Consider the following 26,509-nt stretch of genomic DNA (forward strand, 5'->3'; position numbering starts at 1 on the left):
TACCTAGACACGCGGCCCAGACCCCGTGGGTTCGATTTCACCTCTGTGCTGTTGCTGTGCAGGTGTTTCGCCGTCGCTGAATCCGAGCCGCCGGTGCACTGCGACCAGCCAGCGCGGCGCCCACCAATTCCATTGCCCCATAACGTGCATGAACGCCGGCACCAGCACCATCCGCACCAGGGTCGCATCGACCAGTATCGCCAGCGTCAGGCCGAGGCCGAACAACTTCATGACCGCGACCTCGGCGGCGATCAACGCCGCGAACGAGATCGACATGATCAGTGCCGCGGCGGTGATGATCCGGCCGGTGTGGGCGATGCCGCGCGCCACGCTCTCGTCGTTGTCTGCGCGGGTCCGCCCCGACGCCAGCCAGAATTCGCGGATCCGGGAGACCAGGAACACCTCGTAGTCCATCGACAAGCCGAACGCGATGCAGAACAACAGCACCGGAATGTTGGCCACCAGCGTTCCGGTGGGCGTGGTGCCGAGCGCGCCGAAGTGGCCGTCCTGGAATATCCACACCATCGCGCCGAACGCCGCGGTCAGCGAAAGTACGTTGAGGATCAACGCTTTCAGCGGCAACACCACGCTGCCGGTCAGCAGGAACAGCAGCACGAACATGATCACGGCGATGAGGCCGAGCACCAGGGGCAGCCGTGACGTGATGGCGTCGACGCTGTCGCGGTTGGTCTGCGCCAGGCCGGTCATGTCGACGGTCTTGCCCGCGGGCCCCGGCACGGCGTGCAACCGGTCGAGTTGGGTCTCCGATGCGTCGGAGAACAGCGGAGCCGAACTGTCGACGGTCAAGAAGGCGCTGGTGGCGTTCAGTCCGGCGGGCGACGACGGTGGGCCGACCCACTTTCCGTCGATGAACGTCCCGGTCGGCGCCGATACGGCGGATACGTCGGGCACGCGGGACAACTCGGCGGCGTACCGGCCCATCTCGGTGGGGCCGACGCCGGTCATGTCGCCGATGACGACGGTCACCGCGGCGTCGGAGTTGTGTACGAAGTCCTTGCGCAACTGGTCACCGACTTGATGCGACGACGCCGACTCCGGCAGCACGCGGTCGTCGGGGAAACCCCACCGCACGTTGAAAAACGGTGCGCCGAGGAACAGCAGCAGCGCCACTCCCGCCAGGCCGAGCGGAATCGCCTTGTGCATAACGCAACTCGCCGACCGGTACCAGAACCTCTGCTCGACGGGCACGGGCCGGGTCTTGACGCGACCGCGCATCCGATCGCCTAGCAGCACCAGCGCGGCGGGCGTGACGACGATCGCCGCCAGCGCCGCGAACGTCACGGTCGCGACCCCCGCGTAGGCGAACGACTTCAGGAAATGCATCGGGAAGAGCACCATGACGGCCATCGACAGCGCGACGGTCGTCGCGGAGAACGCGACGGTGCGGCCCGCCGACACCATCGTGCGCAGCACGGCCTGGTCGCGGCTGGCGCCGTCGGCCAGTTCGTCGCGGAACCGGCTGATCATCAGCAGCGTGTAGTCGATCGCCAGCGCCAGCCCCATCGCGGTGGTGAGGTTCAGCGCGAAGATCGACACGTCGGTGGCAAACGCGATCAGGCGCAGCACGGCGAGCGCGCCGAGGATCGACATCACCCCCACCGCCACCGGCAGCGCGGCCGCGACCAACCCGCCGAACGCCCAGACCAGCACCAGGAAGCTCAGCGGTATCGCCAGCGACTCCATCACCAGCAGGTCACGTTGCGACTGTTCGGTGATCTGAACGTTCACGATCGCGGTCCCACCTGTCCGGACCGTGACGCCGGGAAGGGCGGAGTGGTCGGCCGCCACCTGGTCCGACAGTTCCTTGGCGTAACGCTGCTGGTGGTTCTCGTCGCCGATGATGCCCGCGACGATCAAACCCGACGTGCGGTCGCGGCTGACCAGGTCGGCGGCGGCCGACGGCGGCGCGGTCCACGGCGACGTAACTTGCGCCACGTGTGGCGAACTTCGGAGTTCGTCGACGATGCGGTTGCCTGCCGCGTGAGCTGGTGCGCTGTCAATACCCTCGGGTGTGGAGACGACGATCAGCAATTGCACGTCGCCTTGATGGAATTGGTCGGTGAGGATGCGCGTCGCGCGCGTCGACTCGGACGTCGGATCCTGGAATCCGCTGGCGGACAGGCTCTTAGCAACCGGCACGCCGAAGATGCCGAGCGCGACGGTCAGCAGCACCGCACCCGTGATCACGCGTCGCGGTGCGGTGATGGCCACTACGGCGATCCGGCGCAGCAGGGTGTTTCCTCCGCTCAGTCTTCTCGTCCTTAACACGAAAGACGGTCGGCAAGCGTTCAATGTAACGGGACATGCGGCACCGGTCAGGTGTCCGTAGTGTGGTATCCACGTGGCGCCGAAGCCAGTTGCTTTGCTGCGCTTCGATTTCGGCAACGTTATGCGTGCATCCAATGTGGGAACACGGTGTAACACTGCGCGTCGGGGTTCGAAATGGTTAGGACCGAAAGGATGAGCATGACCTCCGCACACGGTGGCTCGCGCCTGGGCACCCGTTTCGGGCCCTACGAGCTCAACGCCTTGATCGGAGTCGGCGGGATGGGCGAGGTGTACCGCGCCTACGACACCGTGAAGGAGCGCACGGTGGCGGTGAAGGTGCTGCGCGCCGAGATGGCCGCGGACCCGAATTATCAGGAGCGTTTCCGGCGGGAGTCACGCGTCGCCGCGCGGCTGCAGGAGCCGCACGTCATCCCCGTGCACGATTTCGGCGACATCGACGGTGTGCTGTACATCGACATGCGGCTGGTCGAGGGCGGCAGCCTGAAGGACGAACTACGCGCAAATGGGCCGATCGAGCCGGGGCGGGCGACGCGGATCATCTCCCAGGTGGCCGCCGCCCTGGATGCGGCGCACGCCGACGGCCTGGTCCATCGCGACATCAAGCCGGAGAACGTGCTGCTCACGCCCGACGACTTCGCCTATCTGGTGGATTTCGGGATCGCGCACGCCGGCGGCGACGCGAGCATGACGATGACGGGGCTGATCATCGGCTCATGCGCGTACATGTCCGCGGAGCGGTTCAGCGGCGGGCAGGTCGGGCCGTCGGCGGACGTGTACTCGCTGACCTGCCTGCTCTACGAGATGTTGACCGGGCGTCCTCCGTTCGAGACCGGTGACCTGCGGCAGTTGATGACCGCGCACATGTTCTCGCCGCCGCCGAGGCCGAGCATCATGCGCAGGGGGATCCCGCGCGCGTTCGACGACGTGATCGCCAAGGGCATGGCCAAGAAGCCCGGTGACCGGTTCGCGTCGGCGGGTGAGATGGCGAAGGCGGCGACGGCCGCGCTGTCCGGCGGCCCGGTGCCCCCCGCGCCGGTGCCCCCGCCTGCGCCTGTGCCCGGCGCGCCGCCGTCGACCATGCAGTTCTCGGCGATGTACGCCGACCCGGCGGGGACGGGATACACGCCGTACCCGCCGCCCGTGCTCCCGGCGCCCGAACCGGTGGCCCGCACGTCGCGGTTCCGGCCCAGCCAGGTGGCGTTGGTGGTGGCGACCATTCTGTTGTTCGGCGTCGCGGTGGTGCTGGCGATGCAACTGTTCGACGGCGACAGGGAGACCGCCGCGCCGCCACCGCCGACGACCATGGCGGCGCCGCCGCCTTCGACCACCACGCAGACCGAGACGGTGTCGCCGTCCGCGACGACGACGACCCCGACCACCACCACCACGACGACGACGTCGACGACTCCCACCACCAGCGGGACACCGCTACCCGGCGTGTCGGGCACCGACGCGCAGGGCTTCGTCGGACATGCCGCCAGGTGCGACGCGGGCAGCACACCTGCCGCGGCGATCAGGACCGCGCAGTCACTGGCCGTGATCTGCCAGACGCCGTCGGGCAGCTACTACTACCACGGCGAACGGCTGCGCGACGGCGCCAATGTCCGGCTGGCCAACGCCGTGCCCAACGGCGGCGGCTTCGACGTCGTCAATCCGGAGGACGGGGCCAGCTACGAGGTGCGGCCCGACCACCTGATCATCCGCAGCAACGGCCATGTCGATTCCAACGAGCCGGCGCTGGAGTACTCGTCAGGCAACGGCTAGACCCCGCCCAGTTGGTGCGCGAACGTTCGTTACCGCTCGAAAAATCGGCGATTTATCGAGCGGTACGGAACGTTCGGCCGTCGAAGACCACGTTTTGCAGCGGCTCGCCCCGCTGCAGCCTGCCGATGTTCGCCGCGACGTCATCGGCACGGCCCATGAACGTGTCCCGCGTGACGCCCGATGAATGCGGCGTCATCAACACATTCGGCAGCGCCGCAAACGGCAATTCACTCGGTGCGCCCACCCCGTGGCTCGCCGGATAGCGATACCAAACGTCGATGGCCGCCGCCCGGATCTGACCGCCGGCTAATGCGTCGTACAGCGCCTGCTCGTCCACCAGCGGACCCCGGCCGACGTTGATCAATACCCCGTTTTGGCCCAGCGCGTTCAACTGCGCAGCCCCGATCATGCCCGTGGTCTTCTCGTTCAGCGGCGCCGACACCACCGCGACGTCGCACTCGCTCATGAGCCGGTCCAGCTCGGCGGTGGAACCGGCCCACGCCAACCCGCAGTCCGGCACCCGACCCGAGCCCGTCACCGCCGCCCCGCTACAACCGAATGCGCGGAACAGGTTCCACGCACACCGTCCGATGTGCCCGAACCCGACGAACCCGATACGCGTGCCGCCCAGCGTGCCCGGTTGAGGTATCGACGGGTCGTACACCGATGTCGCCCACACACCCTGGCGCAGCTGTCGGTCCTGAGCGAGGAAATCCCGCCGCAGCAGCACGGCCGCCGCGACCGCATACTCCGCTATCGACCTCTCGTGGTGAAACGTATTGGCCACCAGAACATCCGGGCCCAGCGCCGCGAAGTCCACCTTGTCGGTACCTGCCGCGGCCGGGTGAACCAGCCGCAGCTTCTCCGCGACCTCAGCCATTTCGGCGGTGAACGTGCTGCCGACATATACGTCGGCATTCCGCAGTTCGTCGAGGCTCGGCTGCCACACCACCTGGGAGCCCGGCAGCAGCGCCGCTTCGAACCGCTCCCGGTGCGGCATCAAGTTCGGGTCAGCGACAACGATTTTCATCACGGAGCCGGAGTGCCGGCGACATCGGACCGCTGCAGCGCCGGCCGCTTGCTGTCGAACGTCCAACCCGGGATCAGATACTGCATCGCCACCGCGTCGTCGCGGCCGCCGAGCCCTTCGCGCCGATACAACTCGTGCGCCGCGGCGACTGCGTCCATGTCGAGTTCGACGCCGAGGCCCGGCTTTTCGGGCACAGTCAGATATCCGTCGACAATCCGGTACGGGTCGGCGGTGATCCGCTGCCCGTCCTGCCAGATCCAATGGGTGTCGATCGCGGTGATGTCTCCTGGCGCCGCGGCCGCGACGTGGGTGAACATCGCCAGTGACACGTCGAAGTGGTTGTTAGAGTGCGACCCCCACGTCAGCCCCCACGCGTCGCACAGCTGGGCGACGCGGACCGATCCGGCCATCGTCCAGAAATGGGGATCCGCCAACGGGATGTCGACGGCATTCGCCCGGATTGCGTGGCCGAGTTCGCGCCAGTCGGTGCCGATCATGTTCGTCGCGGTCGGCAGCCCGGTCGCCCGCTTGAATTCCGCCATCACCTCGCGGCCGGAGAACCCGCCTTCGGGCCCGACCGGATCCTCGGCGTATGCGAGCACACCCGTCAGCTCTCGGCACGTCTTCACCGCATCCGCGAGCAGCCAACCACCGTTGGGGTCCAACGTGATTCGCGCATCCGGGAACCGGTCGGCCAGCGCGATCACCGCCTTGGCCTCGTCGGCCGCGGACAGCACGCCGCCCTTGAGCTTGAAGTCGCGGAACCCGTAGCGGGCACGCGCGGCCTCGGCGAGTCGGACCACCGCGTCCGGCGTCAGTGCCTCCTCGTGCCGGATCCTCAGCCACTCGTCGGCGTCGGCGTTCTCGTCGGCCGGAGAACGATACGCCAGGTCGGTCTTGGTGCGGTCGCCCACGAAGAACAGGTAGCCGAGCGCCTGCACCCGGTCGCGCTGCTGGCCGTCGCCGAGCAGCGCCGCCACCGGGACGCCGAGGTGCTTGCCGAGAAGGTCGAGCAGCGCCGACTCGACGGCGGTCACCGCGTGCACCGCCACCCGCAGATCGAACGTCTGCGCACCGCGGCCCGCCGCATCGCGATCGCCGAACGCGCGCCGCATGTCGTTGAGCACACGGTGGTGGTCGCCGATGCTGCGGCCTGCGACGATCGCGCGTGCATCCTGCAGGGTGCGCCGGATCGGCTCACCGCCGGGCACCTCGCCGACGCCGGTGTTGCCGTCGGAGTCGGTCAGGATCACCAGGTTTCGGGTGAAGAACGGCCCGTGCGCGCCGCTGAGGTTCAGCAGCATGCTGTCGTGGCCTGCGACCGGGATCACCGCCATATCGCGGACGACGGGTGTGCTCATGTTGATCTCCTCACGAGGCGAACCATTTGTCGCCGTTGGCCAGTGGCCGCACCACGCGGGAGACTTTGTCTCCCATCGCGCACAGCGCGTCGACGATCTCCCGCTCGCGGTGCGACGTCAGACGCCCGACGGGCACCGACGCGCTGATGGCGTCCTGCGCGGGCCTGCAGTAGCGCAGCGCGACGGCGAAACACTTCAGTCCGGTGGTGTTCTCCTGGTTGTCGGTGGCGTATCCGCGCACCCGCACCTCGTCGAGGGCGTCGTCGAGGGCGCCGCGGTCGACGATCGTGTTGGCGGTCAACGCTTTCAACGCGGCGGGGATGTGCTCGTCGCGCTCGGTGCCGAACTGCTCGGCGAGCAGTGCCTTGCCCAGCGCGGTGGTGTATGCGGGTAACCGCCTGCCGACTCGGTTCGCCGCGCGCGTGTACTGCTTCGACTCGCGGGTGGCCAGGTACACGACGTCGGTGCCGTCGAGCCTGCCGAGGTGAAACGTCTCGTCGAGGTCCTGACGGAGTTCGTCGAGGAACGGGGTGATCAGCGGCATGTACGGATCGCTGTCCAGATAGCTGGTGCCGACCAGCAGCGCGCGAATACCGATGCCGTACAACGTGCCTGACGGATCGCACCGCACCCAGCCCTGCGCGACCAGCGTCCGCAGCAGAGCGTGGGCGCTGCTGCGCGGCATTTCGAGTGCGTCGCTGATCTCGCGCAGCCTGGCCGGGGTGTCGGGTCTGGCGGCCAGGTACTCGAGCAGTTCGACCGTGCGCACGGCGGACTTCACCTTGCGGACGGCGATATCGGGTTCGTCGGTCACTGTTCCCCCTCAGATCGGCAGCAGTTCGCGGCCGACCAACACTACGGCGCCCAGCGTCGAGGCCCCGATTGCCAACCAGCGCAATCGTTTCGGGTCGAGAACCCGGTTCAGACCGCGGGACAGCAGATAGCCCGCCACGGCGGCCGGAACGAGCAACGCGAAGATACGCATCGTGTGCGCGTGCACCGCGCCGGTGGCGGCGAGCGCGGCCATCGACATCAGCGAGCCGACCAGGAAGAAGCCGCTCATCGTCCCGCGCAGCCGTGCGCCCTCGTTGCGTTGCCACACCAGCGCCATGGGCGGACCGCCGATGGCCGTCGCGGTGCCGAGCACGCCCGACGTGGCGCCCGCCAGCACCACGTTGCGTCGTCGCGCGGCGGGGATCCAGCCCGTGCTGGTGAACGCCACCCCCAACAGCACCACCGCCGCCAGCATGATGGTCAGCGCGCGCTCGGGCAGCACCGCCAAAAGCAGTGCGCCCGCGATGGTTCCGGGTACCCGGCCCACCAGTGCCCAGCCGGTGCCGCGCAGGTCGATGTGCTCACGCTCGCGCACCACCACGATCAGTGTGATGAGCGTGGCCACCATGATCAGGGTGCCGGGGATCAGCGCCGGGTCGACGATCGCGACGACCGGTGCGGCGAACATGCCGATGCCGAAGCCGATCGACGCCTGCAGCGCCGACGCCAACATGATCGCCCCCGCCACCGTGCAGAACCCGAGCACACTCATGCCGACGCGGACGCCAGCGTCCCCTCCTGCAGCAGCGGATGGTGGCACTCGGCGGTGTGCGCGCCGACCTCCGGGTCGACGGCATTCGGTGGCCCGGTCGTCGCGCAGACCTCGGTGGCCTTCCAGCAGCGGGTCCGGAACCGGCACCCCGACGGCGGATCGAGCGGCGACGGCACCTCGCCCTTGAGCAGGATCCGCTCGCTGCGGTCCGCACCGTCCAGCTTCGGCGCCGCGGACATCAGCGCGGCGGTGTACGGATGGTTCGGGCGGTCGAAAACCGCTTCGGTGGGCCCGGATTCGATGATCCGCCCGAGGTACATCACCGCGACGCGGTCGGCGACGTGCCGGACCACCGACAGGTCGTGGGAGATGAAGATGTAGGAGATGCCCAGCTGGCCCTGCAGATCGTTGAGCAGGTTGAGCACCTGCGCCTGCACCGAGAGGTCCAGCGCGGACACCGGCTCGTCGCAGATGATCACGTCTGGATCCAGCGCCAACGCCCGCGCGATGCCGATGCGCTGACGCTGACCGCCGGAGAACTCCTGCGGATACTTGTCGGCCGCCTTGGCGCCGAGACCCACGAGGTCGAGCAGCCCGCGCACCCGCATGTCGCGGTCACGCCGGTTCTGGTAGAGGCCCTTGTGACTACGCCAGGGTTCGGCGATGATGTCGCCGGCCGTCATGCGTGCGTTCAGCGACGCATACGGATCCTGGAACACCATCTGCACCCTGCGGCGGAACGCCAGCAGGTCCTTGCCACGCAGGCTGAACGGATCGATGCCCTCGAACCGCACGCTGCCGGAGTCCGGACGCTCCAGCATCAGCAATGTCCGTGCCAGCGTGGACTTTCCGCAGCCGGACTCGCCGACCAGGCCGAGCGTCTCACCGCGCGCGAGGTCGAGCGTGATGCCGTCCAGCGCGCACAACCGCTTCTTGCCGGGCACGCGGAACGACTTGCGCAGATCGCGGACCTCGAGCAGCGGCTCAGACATTGACAACCTCCTCGGGGAAGTGGCATGCGGCTTTACGATCCGCGCCGGCGAGCGCCGGCCGATCGGTTGCGCAGATGTCGCGGGCGAGCGGGCAGCGGGCCTGGTACACGCAGCCGTGCGGGATCGCGTGCAGGTCCGGCGGGGTGCCGCCGATGGACTTGAGTACGTCGCCCCGTCGCGCGTCGACGGGTACGGAGTTCAGCAGACCCTTGGTGTACGGGTGTTGCGGGTTGGCGAAAACCTCTGACACCGGCCCGGTTTCGACGATGTTGCCCGCGTACATGACCGCGACACGATCGGCTTCCTCGGCGACCAGCGCGAGGTCGTGGGTGATCAGCACGACCGCCATCCGGTACTCGGCGCGAAGGTCGCGCAGCAGCGCCATGATCTGGGCCTGCACGGTGACATCCAGGGCAGTGGTGGGCTCGTCGGCGATCAGCACACTCGGGTTGAGGGCCACCGCCATTGCAATCAGCAGGCGCTGACGCATGCCGCCGGAGAACTGGTGCGGGTACGAGTTCAGTCGTGTTTCGGGCTGTGGGATGCCGACGCGGGCCATCAGGTCGACAGCCTTGGCCTTGGCTTCCCTGGCGGACAGCCCGTGGTGGATCCGGAACGGTTCGGCGAGTTGGGTTCCCACGGTGTAGAGCGGGTTGAGCGCAGTGAGCGCGTCCTGGAAGACGATCGCGAGCTCGGTGCCCGCCATCTCGCGTCGTTTGGCGCGGCCGACGCTGAACAGGTCGACGCCGCCGAGTTGCGCCGTTCCGTCGACGACATCGGCGACGGGTTCCAGCAGACCGACCAGTGCGGTGGCCGTCATCGACTTACCGCACCCGGATTCGCCGAGCAGCGCAAGCGTTTCCCCGCGGCGCGCCGAGAAGCTGACATCGTTGACAGCGCGCACCGTGCCGCTGATGGTGCGGATGTCGACGGTCAGGCCGTCGACCTCGAGCACCGGGTCGGCGTCGAGGGTCTTGCGGGTCCGGCGTTCTGCGACAGCGGTCATGAGAGGGCCTTCGTTGTCTTGGTGAAGCGGGACAGGCGTTTCTGCGGGACGGTCAGGCGCCACCGTTGTCCTGGATCGGTGGCGATGCGGGCCCAGGCCGCGAGGATGGTCGCCGATACGGTGGTGATGACGATGGCCAGGCCGGGGAAGAACGACAGCCACCACGCAGTGTGCAGGTAGGTGCGGCCCTGCGCGACCATCAGGCCCCAACTGATGTCGGGCGGCTGGATACCGATACCCAGGAAACTCAACGAGCTCTCCGCGAGCATCACGTAGCAGAAGTCCAACGTGGCGACGGTCAGCAGCGTGGGCAGCACCACAGGGACGACGTGGCGCCAGATGATCGAGCGGGCGCTGGCGCCGAAGGTGCGGGCGGCGTCGACGAACAGCCTGCTCTGCAGCTCGGCCGATTCGGCGCGGGCGGTGCGCAGGTAGACCGGGATACGCGTGATCGCCAGCACCGCAACGATATTCGTGGCGCTGGGGGAGAACACGTACAGGACGACGACGGCGAGCAGCAGTGACGGGAAGCTCATGATCACGTCGGCGACGCGCATCGCGACGGTCTCGCGCCAGCCGCGGTAGTAGCCGGCCCACATGCCGATGGCTGATCCGACGATCGCGGAGATCAGCACGGCGGGGACGGCGACCGACAGCGTGGTCTGGCACGCGACGATCAGCCGGGCGAGCATGCTGCGACCGAGCGGGTCGGTGCCAAGGATGTTGGCCCAGCCGTGGGCGAGTGTGAACGGCGCCTGGTTGGAGTTGTCGAGGTCGATGTGAGTGGCGAGGTTGCCGACGAGCGTCGGGCCGACGATCCCGGTCAGGAACACCAGGCCCAGCACCACAGCCGCGGCAGCCGCGACGCGGTCATTGACCAGCAGCCGGAACCACTTTGAGCGCTTACGGGTTTCGGGCTCGCCGACGATCGCGGTGGTCGGCTTGACCGGGACCAGATCGAGTTGAGTACTCACGGCTGTCTCCTAAACTCTCGCGGGTTCCCGGACGCGGGCGTCGAGCAGTGCATAGCAGGCATCGATGAGGATGTTGAGGGCGAAGATGCTCACCGCGGTCAGCAGCACCGCCGCCTGCAGCACGGCGAAGTCGCGTTGCAGGATCGCATCGATCATCAGCTTGCCGATGCCTGGCCAGCCGAAGATCGCCTCGACGACGACCGCGCCGTTGATCAGGCCGACGGCCAGGTCGCCCGCGACGGTCAGTGCCGGGGCGGCCGCGTTGCGCAGCGCATGGTGGGTGACGACGCGCAGGTCGCTGGCGCCCTTGCTGCGGGCCAACCGCACATACGGGGCGGACAGGGCGGAAACCATTGCGCCGCGGACCACTTGGGTGAGCACGCCGAGTGGGCGAATCATCAGCGTGGCGATCGGCAGGATCCACGACAGACCACTGTCGACGCCGGAGGTGGGCAGCCAACCGAGCAGCACCGCGAAGAGCCAAACCCCGGTGATCGCGAACCAGAAGTCCGGGATGCTCGCCGCTGTCATCGACAGCAGGCTGGAGAACCGATCAGCCAGCGAGTTCGGCCGATACGCAGCCCAGCAGCCGATGATGACCGCGAGCACGATCGCCAGAAGCATTGTGGTGAGCGCCAATTGCAGGGTGGCGGGAAAGGCCCGCAACGCCATCGCTGACGCGGACTCGCCGGTGCGCAGCGAGGTGCCGAAGTCCAGGTGCAGGACGCCTTTGAAGTAGTCACCGAGCTGGGTGAGCAGCGGCTGGTCGAAGCCGTGCTTCGCGGCGAACTCGGCGCGCTGCTCGGGGGTGGCCGACTCGGGCAGGTACAGGTTGGTCGGATCACCGGTGAGCCGGGCGAGCAGGAACACGCCGAGCAGCACGATGATCAACGGCAGTGCGCTGGTGTACATCCGGCGCCGGACGAAGGAGAACATGCGGCTGACCTTCCTTACTGGGCGGCGGTGCGGTCGGGCCCGGCCGGATGCATCTCGGCGAGCCGCATCTCGTCACCGGTGGCGGAGTTGGGTTTGTAGTCGACGCGGGGCGATTTACCGAGGATGCCGCGCATGTGGGCGATGTACGCCATCTGCATGATCTCCTTGGGTTCCTCGGCGAACAGTTGCGCGAACGCATCCTGGCGGGCCTGGCCCGTCAGTGCCTCGGCGGCGCGGATCTTCTTGTCGAATTCCGCTGTGCCGTACGCGGCTTGGGGCCCGTCGCTGAGCATGTACTGGTCCATGGTGAACGCGGCGTCACCGGCCTGGTTGCCGTGCATGATCATCAGGATGTATGGACCGGGGTTCGGCGGGAACGGCCGCAGCTGGTACTCCAACTGGTTGGAGGTGTCCATCATCTCGATCTTGACGTTCAGGCCGATCTCGGTGAACTCGCTCTGCAGCACCTCGATCGTCTCGCTGATGTTGGGGAACTGCGCGGTGCGGCCGATGAGCCGGATCTGCTTGTCTACAGGGACTCCGGCGGCCTTGGCCTCGCTGATGAGCTGCTTGGCCTTCTCGGGATCGTGCGGCCACAGCGGCAGCTTGTCGTTGTAGCCGACGACGCCGGACGGGATCAGCTGCGAGGCAGGCTGACCGAGGCCACGGAACAACGCCTTGACGATGCCGGTGCGGTTCACGGCATAGTTGATGGCCTGCCGAACGCGGATGTCGTTGAGCGGAGCCTCGGTGGCCTGCAATCGCAGGGCGGTGGTCTCGTTGTTCTGGAACGGCACGCCGAGATCGCCTGCGCCGTCTTCCGGGCCAAGGCCCGTCGCGATGTCGGTCTCGTCGTTGGTGATCATCGCGGCGCGCACGCTTCCCTCACTGCGCCACTGGTATTCGGCTTCGGCGAAGGCAGGCTTGGTGCCCCAGTAGGTCGCGTTGCGCTTCAGGCGCAGTTTCTGCCCGTACTGCCAATCGTCGATGGCGAAGGGGCCGGTACCGATCGGCTCGCGCACCTTCTCGGTGGTGCTCGTGGTGCGCGGCACGATCTCGACGAAGGAAATGCGCAGGGGGAGAATGGGATCCGGAGTCTCGGTGCCGACCGTCAGCGTGGTGTCGTTGACGGCGTCGAGCTTCAGCTTCTCGTCACCGAACACGTAGCCGTCGACATTGCATTGCAGATCGGAGTTGACGGCCCGGTCGATGGAGAATGCGGCGTCCTGCGCGGTGAACGGCGCGCCGTTGGAGAACGTGACGCCCTTGCGGATGTCGAACGTCCAGAGGTTGGGCGAGGTCTGGCGCCAGCCCGTTGACAGCAGCGGCTGCAGATCACCGGAGTTGGGGTCGCGCTCGATGAGGGGTTCGGTGATGTTGGATCGGACGACGATGCCGGTCGACGTCAGCGAGCTCTCGCACGGCTCGAGAGTCGGCGGCTCCTGCTGGAGAACGATGCGCAGAGTGTTGGTGTCGTACCCGCCGTGACGGGAGTTCGCGACGGTGCAGCCGGAGGCGGCCACAGTGACGCCCGCAAGGGCGACGGCGAGAGCTTGGCGTCTCATGGAACCTCCCGGGCTGCGGTGGTGGCGTCCACGTATGTAGATAAACCGTGTGATCGCAGACACACGGTAAGGACGGTCTCGGAACAGCGTCAACCCGGGCCCAAGTGCCCGAACAGCGTTCCGACGCGACGAACATTCGTCGAAAAGAACCAGGTCACAACCGGTTTCGTGACCTGCGATACCGTGCGGTTGCCGCGAATCCAGAAGTCATGCCGGTTCGGTATAAGTCCATGCTATTTCGGGGTTGGACGGGTATTCGCAGGTCGCCGTACCGTGTGACCATGAGCCGTTCGGTGTTACAGGTTGGCCCGTTGAAACCGTCCCTGGCGCAGACGCTGCAGGACGACTACGCGGCGTACGTGCTGCCCGACGACCCTGCCGAGTTTCTGGCCGCGCACGGCGACGAGATTTCGGCGGTGGTAACGTCGGGGCGTACCGGTGTCGACGCCGAGTTGATGGCGGCGCTGCCGAATTTGGGTGCGGTCGTCAACTTCGGAGTGGGTTACGACACGACGGATGTCGATGCGGCGGCGGGGCGTGGTGTTCAGGTGAGTAATACGCCGGACGTGCTGACCGATTGCGTGGCCGACACCGCGGTCGGGTTGACCATCGACGTGATGCGGCAGTTCTCGGCATCGGATCGGTATGTGCGGGCCGGTCGGTGGCCGGTGGACGGCAACTACCCGCTGACACATCAGGTGAGCAACAAAAGGGTGGGCATCATCGGCCTGGGCCGGATCGGCAGTGCAATCGCTAAGCGGCTCAGCGCATTTGGATGTGTGATCTCGTACCACAACCGGCATGCGGTCGAGGGTTCGGCCTACACCTATATCGGATCGCCGGTCGAGTTGGCGGCAGGCGTCGACGTGCTGATCGTCGCGGCGGCCGGCGGTTCTGGCACTGCGGGATTGGTGAGCCGCGAGGTGATCGACGCGCTGGGACCCGACGGGTATCTGGTCAACATTGCGCGCGGCAGTGTGGTGGACGAAACGGCTTTGGTCGACGCGTTGGTCGGTGGCCGGTTGGCTGGCGCGGGACTCGACGTGTTCGTCGATGAGCCCAACGTGCCGGAGGCGTTGCTCACGATGGACAACGTCGTGGTGCTGCCGCACGTGGCGAGCGGAACGGTGGAAACCCGTGCGGCGATGGAGGAATTGACGCTGCGTAACCTCGACAGCTTCTTGCAGACCGGTACGCTCGTCACGCCGGTGCCGATGCCGGCGGCCGCCTCGGGTTGACCAGGAGCAACCTCAGTATCGGTTGCAGGTATTGGCAACTTGCAGAACAAGCCCAGTGTATGGTCCCGCGGCCGGGATGCTCTGCACTTGCTGAATCATCTGCTGGCGCTGATCGCGAGGTGCGCCGAGAAATGAATGTAGCCACCCCACCGCAACGGGGCTACTGGTGAACTGTGCGGCATCGCCCGGTGAGTTGGCGTTGAGCGCCGCGATGACCTGATCGTAGGTGCATGTGGTGTTCACCACCGCGGTGACGTCGGGTTGCGCCGAGGCGACCCCGGTTCCGAGGCCGAGTGGCAGCGCGATACTGACAGCGGCTACAACCACTTTCGTGCTCGACAGCATGAATTCACGCTAGCACGCCGTGGACGTGCGTAACGAGCGAAGACCGCATCACCTCGGCGAATCGCCGATCGCCCATTTTCGTTGAGAGAGAACAACTCTCATGATGTCGGTGTCAGACCTGTCTGAAGCACGACATTAGTTGTCATTTCAAGCAAAGTCTGAAGACGTCACTGAACGGGAAAGTAAACGTCCCCAGCAACGTTTCGAGCGGCTTACAATCAGCGAGGCTTGCGCAACGGGGGGCGAACCATGACGCACGTACACGCTTTCGCCGATGATGCTCTCGGCGAACTGGACGCGGTCGCTCTGGCCGAGGCTCTCAAAACCGGCCGGGTGACCGGGTCCGAGGTGGTGGAGGCCGCCATCGCGCGCATCGAATCGGTCAATCCGGCGCTCAACGGCTTGGCGTGTCAGGCATTCGACCAGGCCCGCGCCCAAGTCGGGAAGCGCGGTCGAAACGGCGAACTCTTCGCCGGTGTACCGACTTTCGTCAAGGATTGTGTCGGCGCCGCGGGCATGCCGACGAAGTCGGGCTCGGATGCCTGGCAGCCGCGCCCCGCCGCCACCGACAGCAACTGCGCCCGGCAGTACCTGACCACCGGACTGATATCACTGGGCAAGACGCAGATGTCGGAGCTCGGGCTTGGCGGATCCGCCGAGCATCCCCGGCTGGGAGCGGTCCGCAACCCGTGGAACACGGACTACACCGCCGGCGGCTCGTCATCCGGTTCGGCGGCGCTTGTCGCGGCCGGTGCGGTGCCGATCGCGCACGGCAACGACGGCGGTGGCTCGGTCCGGCTGCCGGCTTCCTGCAACGGATTGGTGGGCTTGAAGCCGTCCCGCGGCCGCCTGCCGCTGGATGACAGGGCGTGGTTGCCGCTACACATTCTCGTCAACGGGGTGCTGACCCGGTCCGTGCGTGACACCGCGGCTTTCTATCGGGAAATGGAACGCATCTGGCGTAATCCGGCGCTGCCGCCGATCGGCGACGTGAGGCAGTCAGGCACGCAACGGTTGCGCATCGCCGTCGTCACCCGCTCGGACAAACGCGAGTGCAGCCCCGAACTGCGCGAGCTGACGGGCAAATGCGCCGACCTGTTGGACGAACTCGGCCACCGCGTGGTCTTCGTCGAGAAACTGCCGTTACCTTCCACCGTCACCGACGACTTCCTGCTGTATTGGGCCCTGCTGGCCTCCTGGCAGGTGAAGGGTATCCAGCGCGCATTCGGCGACACCTTCGACCGCACCCGGTTGACCAACCTGACACTGGGCCTGGACCGCTACGCCCGTCACAACAGGCACCGACTTCCACTGGCGATCATGCGGCTACGCGCCGTCCGGCGGCGCACCGCACAGTTCTTCGCCGACTATGACGTGGTGCTGAATCCGGCGGTCGCCGACGAGACGCCGCGCCTTGGCCACCTCGATCCGACCGCCGACGCGCGGCAGACCATCGACCAAACAGTCAGCTGGAACGCGTTCGCGCCTCTGCACAACATCACCGGCGAGCCCGCTATCTCGCTGCCGCTGGCTGAAACCGCGAACGGTATGCCGGTCGGCATGATGTTCTCTGCCGATCTTGGACGCGAAGCGCTGCTGCTGGCATTGGCCTTCGAACTCGAGGAGGCCCGACCCTGGGCCCGAATCGACAAAGGCTAGCCGACCACATCCTCGACAAGGTCGTCCGTTGTCCATTCCCGCTGCGGCAGAACATCTCTCAACAGCCGCAGCAGCGCGGGATTCGAACTGTCCCCCCGCCACACCGCGTCCAATTCGACGGGTCGCTCCCGGAACGCGCCGATGGAGCGGAATACCACCCCGTCGGGATGCAACGTGGCCGCCGACGCGGGCACCAACGCGATGCCGATGCCCGAGCGCACCAACACCAGCATCGTGTGCACCTGCGTCACGTACTGCACGTAGCGCGGCGTAGCCCCCGCGATCGTGAACGTGCTGATGAGCAACTCGTTGAAATACCGGGCCTGCACCGGCGAATACATGATGACGTCCTGCCCGTCGAGATCGTTGAGCGTCAACTGCCTGCCCAGCGACGCCATCGGATGCGCCTCCGGCAGCGCCGCGATCAACTGTTCGTGCAGCAGCGGCCGCGACACCAGACCCGGTCGCTTCACCGGCGGGCGCGCCATCCCCAGGTCCAGCTCGCCACTCATCAGCCCCTCGAGCTGTACGGCCGTCACCATCTCCCGCAGATCCAGTTTCACGTCGGGCAGCTTCTCCCGCGCCGCACCGAGCAGGCGGGGCAGCACGACGTGGGCCGACGCCGCGGTGAACCCGACCACGACGGTGCCCAGATCTCCTTCGGGAATCCGCTTCACCGTCTGCGCTGCGCCCTCCGCGAGCTGCAGGATGCGCCGGGCATCGGGCAGGAACGCCACCCCCGCCGGTGTCAAAGTGACGGTTCGTGTCGTGCGATCGATCAGCTGCACGCCGAGCTCGTTCTCCAGTTGCTGGATCTGCCTGCTCAGCGGCGGCTGCGTCATGTGAAGTCGCTCGGCGGCCCGTCCGAAGTGCAGCTCTTCAGCGACGGCGACGAAACAGGACAGCCGGGCGAGTGAAAACACCGATGCACTCCTCGCATCACTGCACGCCAATCGCGTGCCGATCCTGCATCAGTCTAGGCTCCGTCGACTGCCGAACGTGGGTTACCCGCACGCCTCAGGCGCCCGGAGCGTGCGGGTAACCCACGTTCGGCGATAGGCGCTACCAGCGCGGGCTGACCGCCTCGAACTGCGGATCGACGCTCCGCATGTATCCGGTGTCGTCGCGGTCGCGGATCCCGCAGACCACGTACTGCTCGTGCAGCGCCGCCAGCGCGTCGTCGTCGATCTCGACGCCGAGCCCCGGCCCGGTCGGCACCCGCACCGACCCGTCCACGAAGGACAGCGCGCCAGGACGCACCACGTCCTCGGTCTTCCACGGCCAGTGCGTGTCGCATGCATAGGTGAGGTTCGGTGTCGCACCGGCCAGGTGCACCATCGCCGCCAGGCTGATGCCCAGATGCGAGTTGGAGTGCATCGACAACCCGAGGCCGAAGTTCTCGCAGATGCCCGCCAGCAGACGCGACCGCTGCAGCCCACCCCAGTAGTGATGGTCCGACAGCACCACACGCACCGACTGTTTCGCCACCGCGGGCGCCAGCTGGTCGAACGCCACCACGCACATGTTCGTCGCCAGCGGCATCGGCGCCTGCTGAGCCACCTCCGCCATGCCGTCCAGTCCCGGCGTCGGGTCTTCGAGGTATTCGAGGATGCCCGCCAGCCCCGACGCGACCTTCATCGACGTCTGCGGCGTCCACGCCGCGTTCGGGTCCAGCCGCAGCGGGTGTTCGGGGAACACCGCCCGCAGCGCTTCGATGGCGGCCATCTCATCCTCGGGCGGGAACACGCCACCCTTTAGTTTGATTGCGGTGAAACCGTATTCGTCCACGATGCGGCGAGCCTGTGCCACGATGCCGTCGGGGTCGAGCGCCTCGCCGTAGGCGTCCGCCTCACGACCGGGATGTGCCGCCCACTTGTAGAACAGGTACGCGCTGAACGGCACCGCGTCACGCACCTTACCGCCCAGCAGATCTGACACCGGCCTGCCGACGGCGTGCCCCTGCACGTCAAGGCAGGCGACTTCGAACGGCGAGAGGACCTGATCCACCACGCTGGCCGTCGTGATCATGCCCGCCGTTCCGACCGCGCGGGAATCGCCGCGCAGCCGGTCGGCGATTGCCGCCCGAATCGCGTTCAAAGCGAACACATCCAGACCCGTGATGGCCTCCGCCGCAACCGTCAGCCTGGCGAGGTGCGCTTGGTCGGCGTACGTCTCGCCGAGACCCACCAGACCGGCGTCCGTGTCCAGCTGGATGATCGCCCGCAGTGCATACGGTTGATGCACGCCGACCGTGTTGAGCAGTGGCGGGTCGACGAACGCGACCGGCGTGATGCGGGCGCCCGTGATGCGAATCCGGCTGGGCGCCATCGCTATACGACCTCGGTGAGCGCCTCGGCCAGCACCGTCCGTCCCGCGGCGATGATCGACTGCAGCTGGGTCAGGTCGTCGGCGGTCGGCATCACCAGCGGTGGCCGCACCGGCCCCGCCGGCGTGCCCTCCATCGCGACACCTGCCTTGACGAGCGATACGGCATAGCCGGGCACGGTGTCGCGCAGGCGCACCAGTGGATGGAAGAACTCCCGCAGCAGCGCGTTGGCCAGCGCGTCATTGCCAGTTTCCAGCGCGTCGTAGAACGCCAACGCCAGGTCGGGCGCGAACGCGAACGTCGCCGACGAATACAGCGGCACCCCGATCGCACGATAGGCCTGCTGTGTGGTTTCCGCGGTCGGCATGCCGTTGAAGAACAGGAAGTCCTTGTCGGTCGCATCGGTGACTGCGCGGACGATGCGGGCCACCTGATCGAGATCGCCTGTGCCGTCCTTGAATCCGATCACGGTCGGGATCTTCGCCACCTCAATGGCGGACGCTTCGGTGTAGCGCGCGTTGTTGCGGTTGTAGACGATGACCGGTAGGTCGGTGACGCCGGCGACCTCGCGGGTATAGGCGATCAGCCCCGCCTGCGGCATCTCCACGAGATACGGCGGCAGCAGCAGCAGCCCGTCGGCGCCTGCGTCCTTCGCCGCCCGCGCGAACACCTTCGCCTGGTTGACGGAACCGCCCGCCCCGGCGTACACGGGCACCCGGCCCGCGACCACGTCGACAGCGGTCTGGACCACGCGGCCGAACTCCTCGGCCTCAAGGGCGTGGAATTCGCCTGTGCCGCAAGCGATGAACACACCGCCGGGGCCGGCGTCGACGCCGCTGCCAACATGCCGGGCCAGCAGGTCGAGATCGACCTCGCCGGTCTCGGTCATCGGCGTGACGGGGAAGAACAGAACTCCACTAAACGTGGGGTGCATCGGTGGGGACTCCTTGATCGGTGTTACGGGTCAGTCTTGTGTGAGTCGGCCGTCGATGCGCCGCCACAGGTGGTCAGGGTTGCCGTCGGCAATTGCGCTCGGCAGCAGTGCTTTCGGCATGTTCTGGTAAGCGACCGGGCGCAGGAACCGCTCGATCGCGCGCGACCCGACGGACGTGGTGCGCGAGTCCGACGTCGCGGGGTATGGGCCACCGTGCACCATGGCGTGGCCGACCTCGACACCGGTGGGCCAGCCGTCGAACAGGATCCGGCCTGCCTTGAGCTCGAGCAGGGGCACCAGCTGACGAGCATCGTCGTAGTCGGATTCGTCGGCGTGCACGGTGGCAGTCAGCTGGCCCTCGATGTTCTCCGCGACGGTGCGCATCTCGGCCGCGTCGGCGCAGCGCACGATCAGGCTGGACGCTCCGAAGACCTCGGCCTGCAGGGCCTCGGACGACAGGAAGCTCTTCGCGTCGGTCGCGAACAGGGCGGCGCGGCAGGAGGTTTGGTTGTCGCCGGCGCCGCCGCGCACGACCAGATCGGCCGCGCCGCTGAGCGCATCAACACCCGCGGCGTAGTTCGCCGCGATACCGGGCGTGAGCATCGGCGTGGCGGGCGCTTGCGCCACCGCGTCGCGGGCCGCGCTGAGGAAGGTGTCGAGGCCGGGGCTGTCGACGGCGATCACCAGGCCGGGATTGGTGCAGAACTGCCCGGAGCCCATGGTCAGGGACGCGACGAACGCCCGGCCGAGGTCTGCGCCGTGTGTCGCGAGCGCGCCGCCGAGCAGGAAGACCGGGTTGATGGAGCTCATCTCGGCGTACACCGGGATGGGTTCGGGACGGCCCGCGGCCGCGGCGACGAGAGCCATCCCCGCAGTGCGCGAACCCGTGAAGCCGACGGCCTTGATGCGCGGGTCGGTCACGAGCGCGATGCCCAGTCCGGGTCCCGAACCGTACAGCAACGAGAACGTGCCTGCGGGTAGGCCGCTGTCGGTGACGGCTTCGGTGATGGCGCGGCCGATCAACTCGGAGGTGCCGGGGTGGGCGTCGTGCGCCTTGACGACGACGGGGCAGCCCGCGGCCAACGCCGACGCGGTGTCGCCGCCCGCGACCGAGAACGCCAGCGGGAAATTGCTGGCGCCGAATACGGCCACCGGTCCGAGGGCGATGGAGCGTTGCCGAATATCGGGGCGGGGCAACGGTTTCCGGTCGGGGAGCGCGGGGTCGATGCGAGCCTCGTTCCAACTGCCCTCACGCAGCACGTCGGCGAACAGCCGCAGCTGACCGGTGGTACGGCCCACCTCGCCGGTGATGCGGGCTTCCGGAAGCCCGGATTCGGCGACGGCCCGCGCGATGACGTCGTCGCGGATGGCCTCGATGTTCGCCGCGATCGCCTCGAGGAATCGAGCGCGCTGCTCGGACGATGTCGAACGGTAGGTGGCGAAGGCCGCAGCGGCGGCCGCGCAGGCGGCGTCGACGTGGGACTGGTCGCCGTATGGGTATGCGGGCTCGAGGTCCTGGCCGGTGCTCGGGTTGAACCCGCGGATCGGCGTGCCGGCGCCGCGCACAGGTGAGCCGGCGATCAGCATCTGACCGGTCAGACGCGAGGTGTCGGACATCGTTGCAGTCATATCAGCAACGGTAGGAGGCATATCAATGCTTGTCCAAGACCGATCTACGCCCGACTAATGCAGTACATGCATTAATGGTTGACCCAGCGCGAGCGCGGTTTCGCCCGGCCCAACGCCGGGTACCGAGCAAACACGACCGCAGGGTCACCCGACGAACAGCTGAGGCGAAGGACTGTCGGCACCTTTTAAAAACTTTAGTCTGGTGTGGAGCACCCGAAACGGTCAGCTAGCAAGCGAAGGAATCCGGTAGGCATGGCACCGTTGAGTACCGGCGATGGGTTCGCCGACGTTGTCGTCACCGCGATCACGTCGACCACCTCGCTTGCGTCGGACGCCGAAAAGACGTGGCAGTTCTTATTGGAAGGGCACAGCGGCATTCGCGAACTGGACAAGCCGTTCGTGCCCGAATTCGAATCGCCGGTGCGCATCGGCGGCTCGCTGCAGGAGAACTTCGACGAACACCTCAGCCGTGTCGAACTGCGCCGGCTCGCGTACATGCAGAAGATGTCGCTGGTGTTGGGCAGGCGGCTGTGGGAGACCGCAGGCGCCCCCGACGTCGACACCCGGCGGCTGATGATCTCGATCGGCCTTGCGCTCGGCAGCACGCAGGAAATCGCGGAGCAGTACGACACGTGGAAGGAAAAAGGGTTGCGCGCGGTGTCGCCGCTGGCGGTGCAGATGTACATGCCCAACGCGCCCGCCGCCGCCGTCGGACTGGATCGCGAGGCCAAGGCGGGCATCATCTCGCCGGTGATGGCTGACACTTCGGGTGCCGCCGCGGTCGCGGAGGCATGGCGGCAGATCGTGCTCGGCGAGGCCGATGTCGCGATCTGCGGTGGCGTGGAAACCCATATCGAGGCGGTCCCCGTCGCGTCGTTCTGGCAGATGGGGCTGTTGTCCACCAACAACGGCGACCCGGAAGGGGCCTGCAGGCCGTTCGACAAGGACCGCGACGGCATGGTGCTCGGCGAGGGCGGCGCGCTGCTGCTGATCGAGACGGAGGAACACGCGAAGGCCCGCAACGCGCCGATCCTGGCCCGGGTGATGGGCGCGGCCATGACGTCGGACGGCTACGACAGCGTCGAGCCGGACCCGACCGGAGAACAGGCCGCCGCGGCCATCACTCGTGCCATCGAACTGGGCGGGTTGACACCGTCCGACATTGACCACGTCAAAGCGCACGCCACCGGAACGGCGCACGGTGATCTGGCCGAGGCGAGGGCGATCAGTCGGGCGTTCGGCGACCACAAGCCCGCCGTCTACGCCCCCAAGGCCGCGCTCGGTCACTCGCTCGGGGCGGCAGGCGCGGTGGAGGCCGTGTTGACGGTGCAGGCGCTGCGCGACGGTGTCGTACCGCCGACGCTCAACCTGAACGAACTCGATCCCGAGATCGACCTCGACGTCGTCGCCGGTGATGCGCGGCGCGCCGATTACCGCTACGCGGTGGCCAATTCATTCGGGATGGGCGGCAACAACGTCGCGCTGGTGTTCGGCGCGGCGTAGGACGGCTCAGGGCTTGACGAGCGTGAACTGACCCAACTCGCTGATGCCGCGGTTGAAGAAGTCCGAGCATCCGGTCAGGTAGCGGATGTAGCGCTGGTAGACCTCTTCGGACGTGGCGGCGACGGCCTCGTCGTGCGCGGCTTCCAGATTGGCCGCCCACGTGTCGAGGGTCCGCACGTAATGCGCGTTCAAATATTGCGTGTTTTTCAGCGAAAGCCCAGCGGCGCCCGAATATTCGGCGATGTCCTCGTCGCACGGGATGGCGCCGCCGGGGAAGATCTCCTTGGCGATGAAGCGCATGAACTTCAGGTCCGACATGGTGATCGGAATGCCCATGTCCGGCCAGCGCTTCAGCGGATGCCCCAGGATCGTCTGCAAAACCATCCGGCCGCCGGACGGCAGACTGCGGAAGCAGGTTTCGAAGAAGGCGGCGTACCGGTCCTTCGGGAACGCCTCGAACGCCTCGATGCTGACGATTCGGTCGACGGACCCGTCGAACTCCTCCCACCCCCGCAGGAAGACCTCACGCGAACGCTGCGAATCCATCTCCTGCAGCAGGTGCTGGCAGTACACGCTTTGGTTCTTGCTCAGCGTCAGGCCGATCACGTTGACGTCGTACTTTTCGACGGCGCGTTTCATCACCGAACCCCAGCCGCAGCCGACATCCAGCAGCGTCATCCCCGGCTGCAGGTCGAGTTTGTTCAGCGCGAGATCGATCTTGGCCATCTGCGCGTCTTCTAAAGACATGTCGTCACGCTCGAAGAAGGCGCAACTGTAGGTCCGCGACGGGTCCTGGAAGGTCCCGAAGAAATCATCGGAAAGGTCGTAGTGGGCTTGGATTTCCTCGAATTTGGGACGCAACGGCGTTGAACTCGCGCTGCTGTTGGCCACCTGTTACCGACCTCCTCCGGACAGATCGCTGTGCGATCGCTGACGGACTGACCCCCCCTTTGTTCTACCTCAGGTTTCGTTTTGCGGCCCAATTAGCCCTTCTCGCACGTGAACTGGCAAACGTCGGTGTAGCCGTTGCGGAAGAGGTCGGCGCAGCCCGTCAGGTACTTCATGAAGCGTTCGTAGATCTGTTCGGACGTGATCGCGATGGCCTCGTCCTTCTTCGATTCGAGATTTGCCGCCCAGGTGTCCAGCGTCCGAACATAGTGCGACTGAAGGTGTTGCTCACGTGTCACGGTGTAGCCGGCCGCCACCGCGTGCTCCTTCACCATCGACGCCAGCGGCAGCCGGCCGCCCGGGTAGATCTCGTCCATGATGAATTTGATGAAGCGGACGTTGGACATCGTCAGCGGCAATTTTTTGGCTTTGATCTCCTCGTCGCTCGGAATGATGATCGTGTGTAGCAGCATCACTCCGTCGTCGGGCAGCCAACTGAACGTGTTCTTGAAGTAGTCGTCGTACTTGTTGAAGCCGAAGTGCTCGAACGCGCCGATCGACACGATCCGGTCGACCCGGCCCTCGAACTCCTCCCACGGCTGCAGCCGGACCTCCATCTTGCGGTCGCTCTTGAGGTTGGCGAACCAGTAGTCCTCGATGTGGCGCTTCTGGTTCTCCGACAGCGTCAGGCCGATGACGTTGACGTCGTACTTCTCCACCGCGCGGGCGATCGTCGACCCCCAGCCGCAGCCGATGTCGAGCAGTGTCATGCCTGGCTGCAGGCCGAGCTTGCCGAGCGACAGGTCGACCTTGGCCATCTGCGCCTGCTCGAGCGTCATGTCGTCGCGCTCGAAGTAGGCGCAGCTATACGTCTGCGTCGGGTCCTGCCAGAGCTTGAAGAAGTCGTTCGAGATGTCGTAGTGGAACTGCACTTCGTTCTTGTCCGAGCCGCGGGTCTGCGCCGCTGACTTGGACAGCCACTTGGACTGGGCGGGCGGGACCGGTTTGACCTGGGCTTGGCTGGTTGTGTCTGCCACTGTTACATCCTGTCCGGAGGTCGAAACGGGCGGTTGGTTCAGTGTCAGCTGCTTGAACACTTGAGGCGAGATTACGCCTGCGGTTCAAGATCGTTGGTACCCAACCGAAGTCGATTCGCAATTGACGTCGCCGAGCAAATCCTGGCTAGTCCTGGACGGCTTTTGCCAGCGCAACGTACTTGGTCAGCGCGGCGGTGTCGGAGAGTTCGCGGACGGCCTGGCGTACGACGCGGACCAGCACCCAGGCGCGGGCTTTGTCTTCGTCGAAACCGGCCGCGTCGACCAGCGTGTAGAAGCGTCGCCGCACGCCGTCGCGGATGCCGCCTGTGAGCTCGTCCCACCGGTGCAGGAGCATCGGCGCCAGCTCGTAGTGCGGATCGCCGTTCGCGGGCCGCGGCGCGATCGCGAGCCACGGTTCCCGGTCGGCGGCAAGGACGTTCGCGTAGTGGAGGTTGCCGTGCACGACGGTGTCGGCCGGTTGGCCGACCAGATCGCGGCTCAGCGAAACCGCCTGCTCGACGAGGCGATGCGGGATCGCCGCGCTGCGCGGCAAGGCTTCGAATTCGCCGATCCATTGCTCGAGAGATGAAGTGAGGGTGGGCAGTTGGGGCAGTGCGGCAACGTGGAGCCGACGGTAGAGGCCTGCCACCACCTCGCACGCGTCGACGTCGGGCAGGGTTTCCAGGCTGTCCGGATGCAGCCGCTCCAGCAGCACGGCGTGCTGCCGCGGGTCGGCGGACAGCAGCCGCGCCGCGCCAGCGCCGCCCCATCGCCGCAGCACCAGGTGCTCATGCTCGGAGCCGCCGCCGATCTTCAGCACGGCGGGCACGCCGTCGGACGTCGTCACCGGCAGCACCACCGAACCCGGCCTGCTGATCGGTTCCCCGTCGCTGCGCAGCCGCCACTGCTCCAGGAGCTCGTTCACCGGGCGTCTACTGACCCGTCTCGCCCTCGACCTGCGACCGGATCCACTCGAGATTGGCCGCCATGTTCTGCTGCCATTCGGTCAGCCGCCGGGAGACGATCCTGGCTTCCTTGTCCGGCTGCGCGGCGATGCCGGGCGTCAAGCCCGACGGTCCTGGCCCCATCCGGCCCCATTGCCGGATCAACACGCCGTCGCTGGTGGGCTCCACCTCGAAACCCCATGTGGCGCTGACCCCCTCGGGGCCGATGACGTTCCAGACCCACCGGCGCTGGTCGTCGACCTCGACGACCTCGCACACCGTCTCCCAGTCGCCGAACGCGTCGTGGCGGCTGCGGCCGCGGAAGCGGGCGCCGAGCTCGACGCGATGGGCGCCGTCGAGCCATTCGGTGGACTGCAGTTCGTTGGAGCACCGCTCGGACAACGTGATGTCGGTGACGTAGCTCCATGCGGTCGCCGGATCGCACCGCACGCGCTGCGTCACTTCTATGGTGGGCTGATCACGGTAACGCACCGTTGCAGCATGCCACGGTCGGAAAGCGAG

General features: G+C 66.9%; 23 protein-coding genes. 4 read left to right on the forward strand and 19 right to left on the reverse strand.

Annotation, left to right across the window (positions count from 1 at the left end):
• Positions 1 to 3: 3 nt before the first annotated feature.
• The gene (locus C1A30_RS08720; protein WP_101950064.1) at positions 4 to 2,253 is read right to left on the reverse strand and encodes an MMPL family transporter; all 2,250 of its coding nucleotides are present in this window, start codon (positions 2,251 to 2,253) and stop codon (positions 4 to 6) included.
• A 234-nt stretch (positions 2,254 to 2,487) separates the two neighbouring features.
• Between C1A30_RS08720 and C1A30_RS08725 the strand changes: the two genes are divergently transcribed.
• Positions 2,488 to 4,074 (forward strand): serine/threonine-protein kinase, encoded by a 1,587-nt coding sequence (locus C1A30_RS08725; protein WP_101950065.1) that lies wholly within the window; start codon positions 2,488 to 2,490, stop codon positions 4,072 to 4,074.
• A 52-nt stretch (positions 4,075 to 4,126) separates the two neighbouring features.
• On the opposite strand, the gene C1A30_RS08730 is transcribed toward C1A30_RS08725, so the two are convergent.
• From C1A30_RS08730 to C1A30_RS08770, 9 genes are read right to left on the reverse strand one after another with little or no spacing between them, the layout of a single operon-like run.
• On the reverse strand, positions 4,127 to 5,104 hold the full coding sequence (locus tag C1A30_RS08730; protein ID WP_101947886.1) for a 2-hydroxyacid dehydrogenase: 978 nt from the start codon (positions 5,102 to 5,104) through the stop codon (positions 4,127 to 4,129).
• Entirely contained in the window at positions 5,104 to 6,465 is a 1,362-nt protein-coding gene (locus C1A30_RS08735; protein WP_101947887.1) for an enolase C-terminal domain-like protein, read from the reverse strand. The genes C1A30_RS08730 and C1A30_RS08735 overlap by 1 nt, the downstream gene beginning before the upstream one ends.
• A 10-nt stretch (positions 6,466 to 6,475) precedes the next feature.
• The gene (locus C1A30_RS08740) at positions 6,476 to 7,279 is read right to left on the reverse strand and encodes an IclR family transcriptional regulator (RefSeq protein ID WP_101947888.1); all 804 of its coding nucleotides are present in this window, start codon (positions 7,277 to 7,279) and stop codon (positions 6,476 to 6,478) included.
• Positions 7,280 to 7,288: 9 nt separating this feature from the next.
• Entirely contained in the window at positions 7,289 to 8,011 is a 723-nt protein-coding gene (locus tag C1A30_RS08745; RefSeq protein WP_101947889.1) for a sulfite exporter TauE/SafE family protein, read from the reverse strand.
• Positions 8,008 to 9,003 (reverse strand): ABC transporter ATP-binding protein, encoded by a 996-nt coding sequence (locus C1A30_RS08750; protein WP_101947890.1) that lies wholly within the window; start codon positions 9,001 to 9,003, stop codon positions 8,008 to 8,010. The genes C1A30_RS08745 and C1A30_RS08750 overlap by 4 nt, the downstream gene beginning before the upstream one ends.
• Positions 8,996 to 10,009 (reverse strand): ABC transporter ATP-binding protein, encoded by a 1,014-nt coding sequence (locus C1A30_RS08755; RefSeq protein ID WP_101947891.1) that lies wholly within the window; start codon positions 10,007 to 10,009, stop codon positions 8,996 to 8,998. Before C1A30_RS08755 ends, C1A30_RS08750 begins: the two co-directional genes overlap by 8 nt.
• On the reverse strand, positions 10,006 to 10,983 hold the full coding sequence (locus C1A30_RS08760; protein WP_101947892.1) for an ABC transporter permease: 978 nt from the start codon (positions 10,981 to 10,983) through the stop codon (positions 10,006 to 10,008). Before C1A30_RS08760 ends, C1A30_RS08755 begins: the two co-directional genes overlap by 4 nt.
• Positions 10,984 to 10,992: 9 nt before the next feature.
• A complete protein-coding gene (locus tag C1A30_RS08765) occupies positions 10,993 to 11,919 on the reverse strand; it encodes an ABC transporter permease (RefSeq protein WP_101947893.1) in 927 nt (308 codons plus the stop codon).
• Between the two features lie 14 nt (positions 11,920 to 11,933).
• Positions 11,934 to 13,484, reverse strand: a complete 1,551-nt coding sequence (locus tag C1A30_RS08770; protein ID WP_101947894.1) for an ABC transporter substrate-binding protein — start codon at positions 13,482 to 13,484, stop codon at positions 11,934 to 11,936.
• A 281-nt stretch (positions 13,485 to 13,765) separates the two neighbouring features.
• Between C1A30_RS08770 and C1A30_RS08775 the strand changes: the two genes are divergently transcribed.
• On the forward strand, positions 13,766 to 14,722 hold the full coding sequence (locus tag C1A30_RS08775) for a 2-hydroxyacid dehydrogenase (RefSeq protein WP_101947895.1): 957 nt from the start codon (positions 13,766 to 13,768) through the stop codon (positions 14,720 to 14,722).
• A 12-nt stretch (positions 14,723 to 14,734) separates the two neighbouring features.
• Here C1A30_RS08775 and C1A30_RS08780 read toward each other — a convergent pair whose 3' ends face one another.
• Positions 14,735 to 15,067 carry a hemophore-related protein gene (locus tag C1A30_RS08780; RefSeq protein ID WP_101947896.1) on the reverse strand — a complete coding sequence of 111 codons (333 nt, stop codon included), beginning with the start codon at positions 15,065 to 15,067 and terminating at the stop codon, positions 14,735 to 14,737.
• A 249-nt stretch (positions 15,068 to 15,316) separates the two neighbouring features.
• On the opposite strand from C1A30_RS08780, the gene C1A30_RS08785 reads away from it, so the two are divergent.
• Positions 15,317 to 16,726, forward strand: a complete 1,410-nt coding sequence (locus C1A30_RS08785; protein ID WP_101947897.1) for an amidase — start codon at positions 15,317 to 15,319, stop codon at positions 16,724 to 16,726.
• Here the strand turns inward: C1A30_RS08785 and C1A30_RS08790 are convergent.
• From C1A30_RS08790 to C1A30_RS08805, 4 genes are all read right to left on the reverse strand, one after another.
• Positions 16,723 to 17,649, reverse strand: coding sequence for a LysR substrate-binding domain-containing protein (locus C1A30_RS08790; protein ID WP_101947898.1), 927 nt, complete (start codon positions 17,647 to 17,649; stop codon positions 16,723 to 16,725). The genes C1A30_RS08785 and C1A30_RS08790 overlap by 4 nt on opposite strands.
• Positions 17,650 to 17,788: 139 nt before the next feature.
• The gene (locus C1A30_RS08795; RefSeq protein WP_101947899.1) at positions 17,789 to 19,054 is read right to left on the reverse strand and encodes a glucarate dehydratase family protein; all 1,266 of its coding nucleotides are present in this window, start codon (positions 19,052 to 19,054) and stop codon (positions 17,789 to 17,791) included.
• A 2-nt stretch (positions 19,055 to 19,056) separates the two neighbouring features.
• Positions 19,057 to 19,986: a 5-dehydro-4-deoxyglucarate dehydratase gene (locus C1A30_RS08800; protein ID WP_101947900.1), complete on the reverse strand. Its 930-nt coding sequence runs from the start codon at positions 19,984 to 19,986 to the stop codon at positions 19,057 to 19,059.
• Positions 19,987 to 20,016: 30 nt separating this feature from the next.
• Positions 20,017 to 21,615, reverse strand: coding sequence for an aldehyde dehydrogenase (NADP(+)) (locus tag C1A30_RS08805; RefSeq protein WP_101947901.1), 1,599 nt, complete (start codon positions 21,613 to 21,615; stop codon positions 20,017 to 20,019).
• A gap of 252 nt (positions 21,616 to 21,867) precedes the next feature.
• Between C1A30_RS08805 and C1A30_RS08810 the strand changes: the two genes are divergently transcribed.
• Positions 21,868 to 23,118, forward strand: a complete 1,251-nt coding sequence (locus tag C1A30_RS08810) for a KasA/KasB family beta-ketoacyl-ACP synthase (protein ID WP_101947902.1) — start codon at positions 21,868 to 21,870, stop codon at positions 23,116 to 23,118.
• A 6-nt stretch (positions 23,119 to 23,124) separates the two neighbouring features.
• Here the strand turns inward: C1A30_RS08810 and C1A30_RS08815 are convergent, their stop codons facing one another.
• The 4 genes from C1A30_RS08815 to C1A30_RS08830 all read right to left on the reverse strand — a co-directional run bounded on the left by C1A30_RS08815 (position 23,125) and on the right by C1A30_RS08830 (position 26,479).
• Positions 23,125 to 24,009, reverse strand: a complete 885-nt coding sequence (locus tag C1A30_RS08815) for a cyclopropane mycolic acid synthase family methyltransferase (RefSeq protein ID WP_101947903.1) — start codon at positions 24,007 to 24,009, stop codon at positions 23,125 to 23,127.
• A 92-nt stretch (positions 24,010 to 24,101) separates the two neighbouring features.
• On the reverse strand, positions 24,102 to 25,043 hold the full coding sequence (locus tag C1A30_RS08820; protein WP_101947904.1) for a cyclopropane mycolic acid synthase family methyltransferase: 942 nt from the start codon (positions 25,041 to 25,043) through the stop codon (positions 24,102 to 24,104).
• Between the two features lie 145 nt (positions 25,044 to 25,188).
• Positions 25,189 to 25,968, reverse strand: a complete 780-nt coding sequence (locus tag C1A30_RS08825; RefSeq protein WP_101947905.1) for an aminoglycoside phosphotransferase family protein — start codon at positions 25,966 to 25,968, stop codon at positions 25,189 to 25,191.
• A gap of 7 nt (positions 25,969 to 25,975) precedes the next feature.
• On the reverse strand, positions 25,976 to 26,479 hold the full coding sequence (locus tag C1A30_RS08830; protein WP_101950066.1) for an SRPBCC family protein: 504 nt from the start codon (positions 26,477 to 26,479) through the stop codon (positions 25,976 to 25,978).
• Positions 26,480 to 26,509 lie beyond the last annotated feature (30 nt).

This window comes from Mycobacterium sp. 3519A (assembly GCF_900240945.1).
GTDB lineage: Bacteria > Actinomycetota > Actinomycetes > Mycobacteriales > Mycobacteriaceae > Mycobacterium.

Bases quoted from the DNA above. Each gene is read 5' to 3' on its own strand.
- C1A30_RS08730 (WP_101947886.1), bottom strand. From the start codon at position 5,104: ATGAAAATCGTTGTCGCTGACCCGAACTTGATGCCGCACCGGGAGCGG.
- C1A30_RS08805 (WP_101947901.1), bottom strand. From the start codon at position 21,615: ATGACTGCAACGATGTCCGACACCTCGCGTCTGACCGGTCAGATGCTG.
- C1A30_RS08750 (WP_101947890.1), bottom strand. From the start codon at position 9,003: ATGTCTGAGCCGCTGCTCGAGGTCCGCGATCTGCGCAAGTCGTTCCGC.
- C1A30_RS08755 (WP_101947891.1), bottom strand. From the start codon at position 10,009: ATGACCGCTGTCGCAGAACGCCGGACCCGCAAGACCCTCGACGCCGAC.
- C1A30_RS08745 (WP_101947889.1), bottom strand. From the start codon at position 8,011: ATGAGTGTGCTCGGGTTCTGCACGGTGGCGGGGGCGATCATGTTGGCG.
- C1A30_RS08785 (WP_101947897.1), top strand. From the start codon at position 15,317: ATGACGCACGTACACGCTTTCGCCGATGATGCTCTCGGCGAACTGGAC.
- C1A30_RS08735 (WP_101947887.1), bottom strand. From the start codon at position 6,465: ATGAGCACACCCGTCGTCCGCGATATGGCGGTGATCCCGGTCGCAGGC.
- C1A30_RS08770 (WP_101947894.1), bottom strand. From the start codon at position 13,484: ATGAGACGCCAAGCTCTCGCCGTCGCCCTTGCGGGCGTCACTGTGGCC.
- C1A30_RS08800 (WP_101947900.1), bottom strand. From the start codon at position 19,986: ATGCACCCCACGTTTAGTGGAGTTCTGTTCTTCCCCGTCACGCCGATG.
- C1A30_RS08810 (WP_101947902.1), top strand. From the start codon at position 21,868: ATGGCACCGTTGAGTACCGGCGATGGGTTCGCCGACGTTGTCGTCACC.
- C1A30_RS08795 (WP_101947899.1), bottom strand. From the start codon at position 19,054: ATGGCGCCCAGCCGGATTCGCATCACGGGCGCCCGCATCACGCCGGTC.
- C1A30_RS08775 (WP_101947895.1), top strand. From the start codon at position 13,766: ATGAGCCGTTCGGTGTTACAGGTTGGCCCGTTGAAACCGTCCCTGGCG.
- C1A30_RS08780 (WP_101947896.1), bottom strand. From the start codon at position 15,067: ATGCTGTCGAGCACGAAAGTGGTTGTAGCCGCTGTCAGTATCGCGCTG.
- C1A30_RS08725 (WP_101950065.1), top strand. From the start codon at position 2,488: ATGACCTCCGCACACGGTGGCTCGCGCCTGGGCACCCGTTTCGGGCCC.
- C1A30_RS08765 (WP_101947893.1), bottom strand. From the start codon at position 11,919: ATGTTCTCCTTCGTCCGGCGCCGGATGTACACCAGCGCACTGCCGTTG.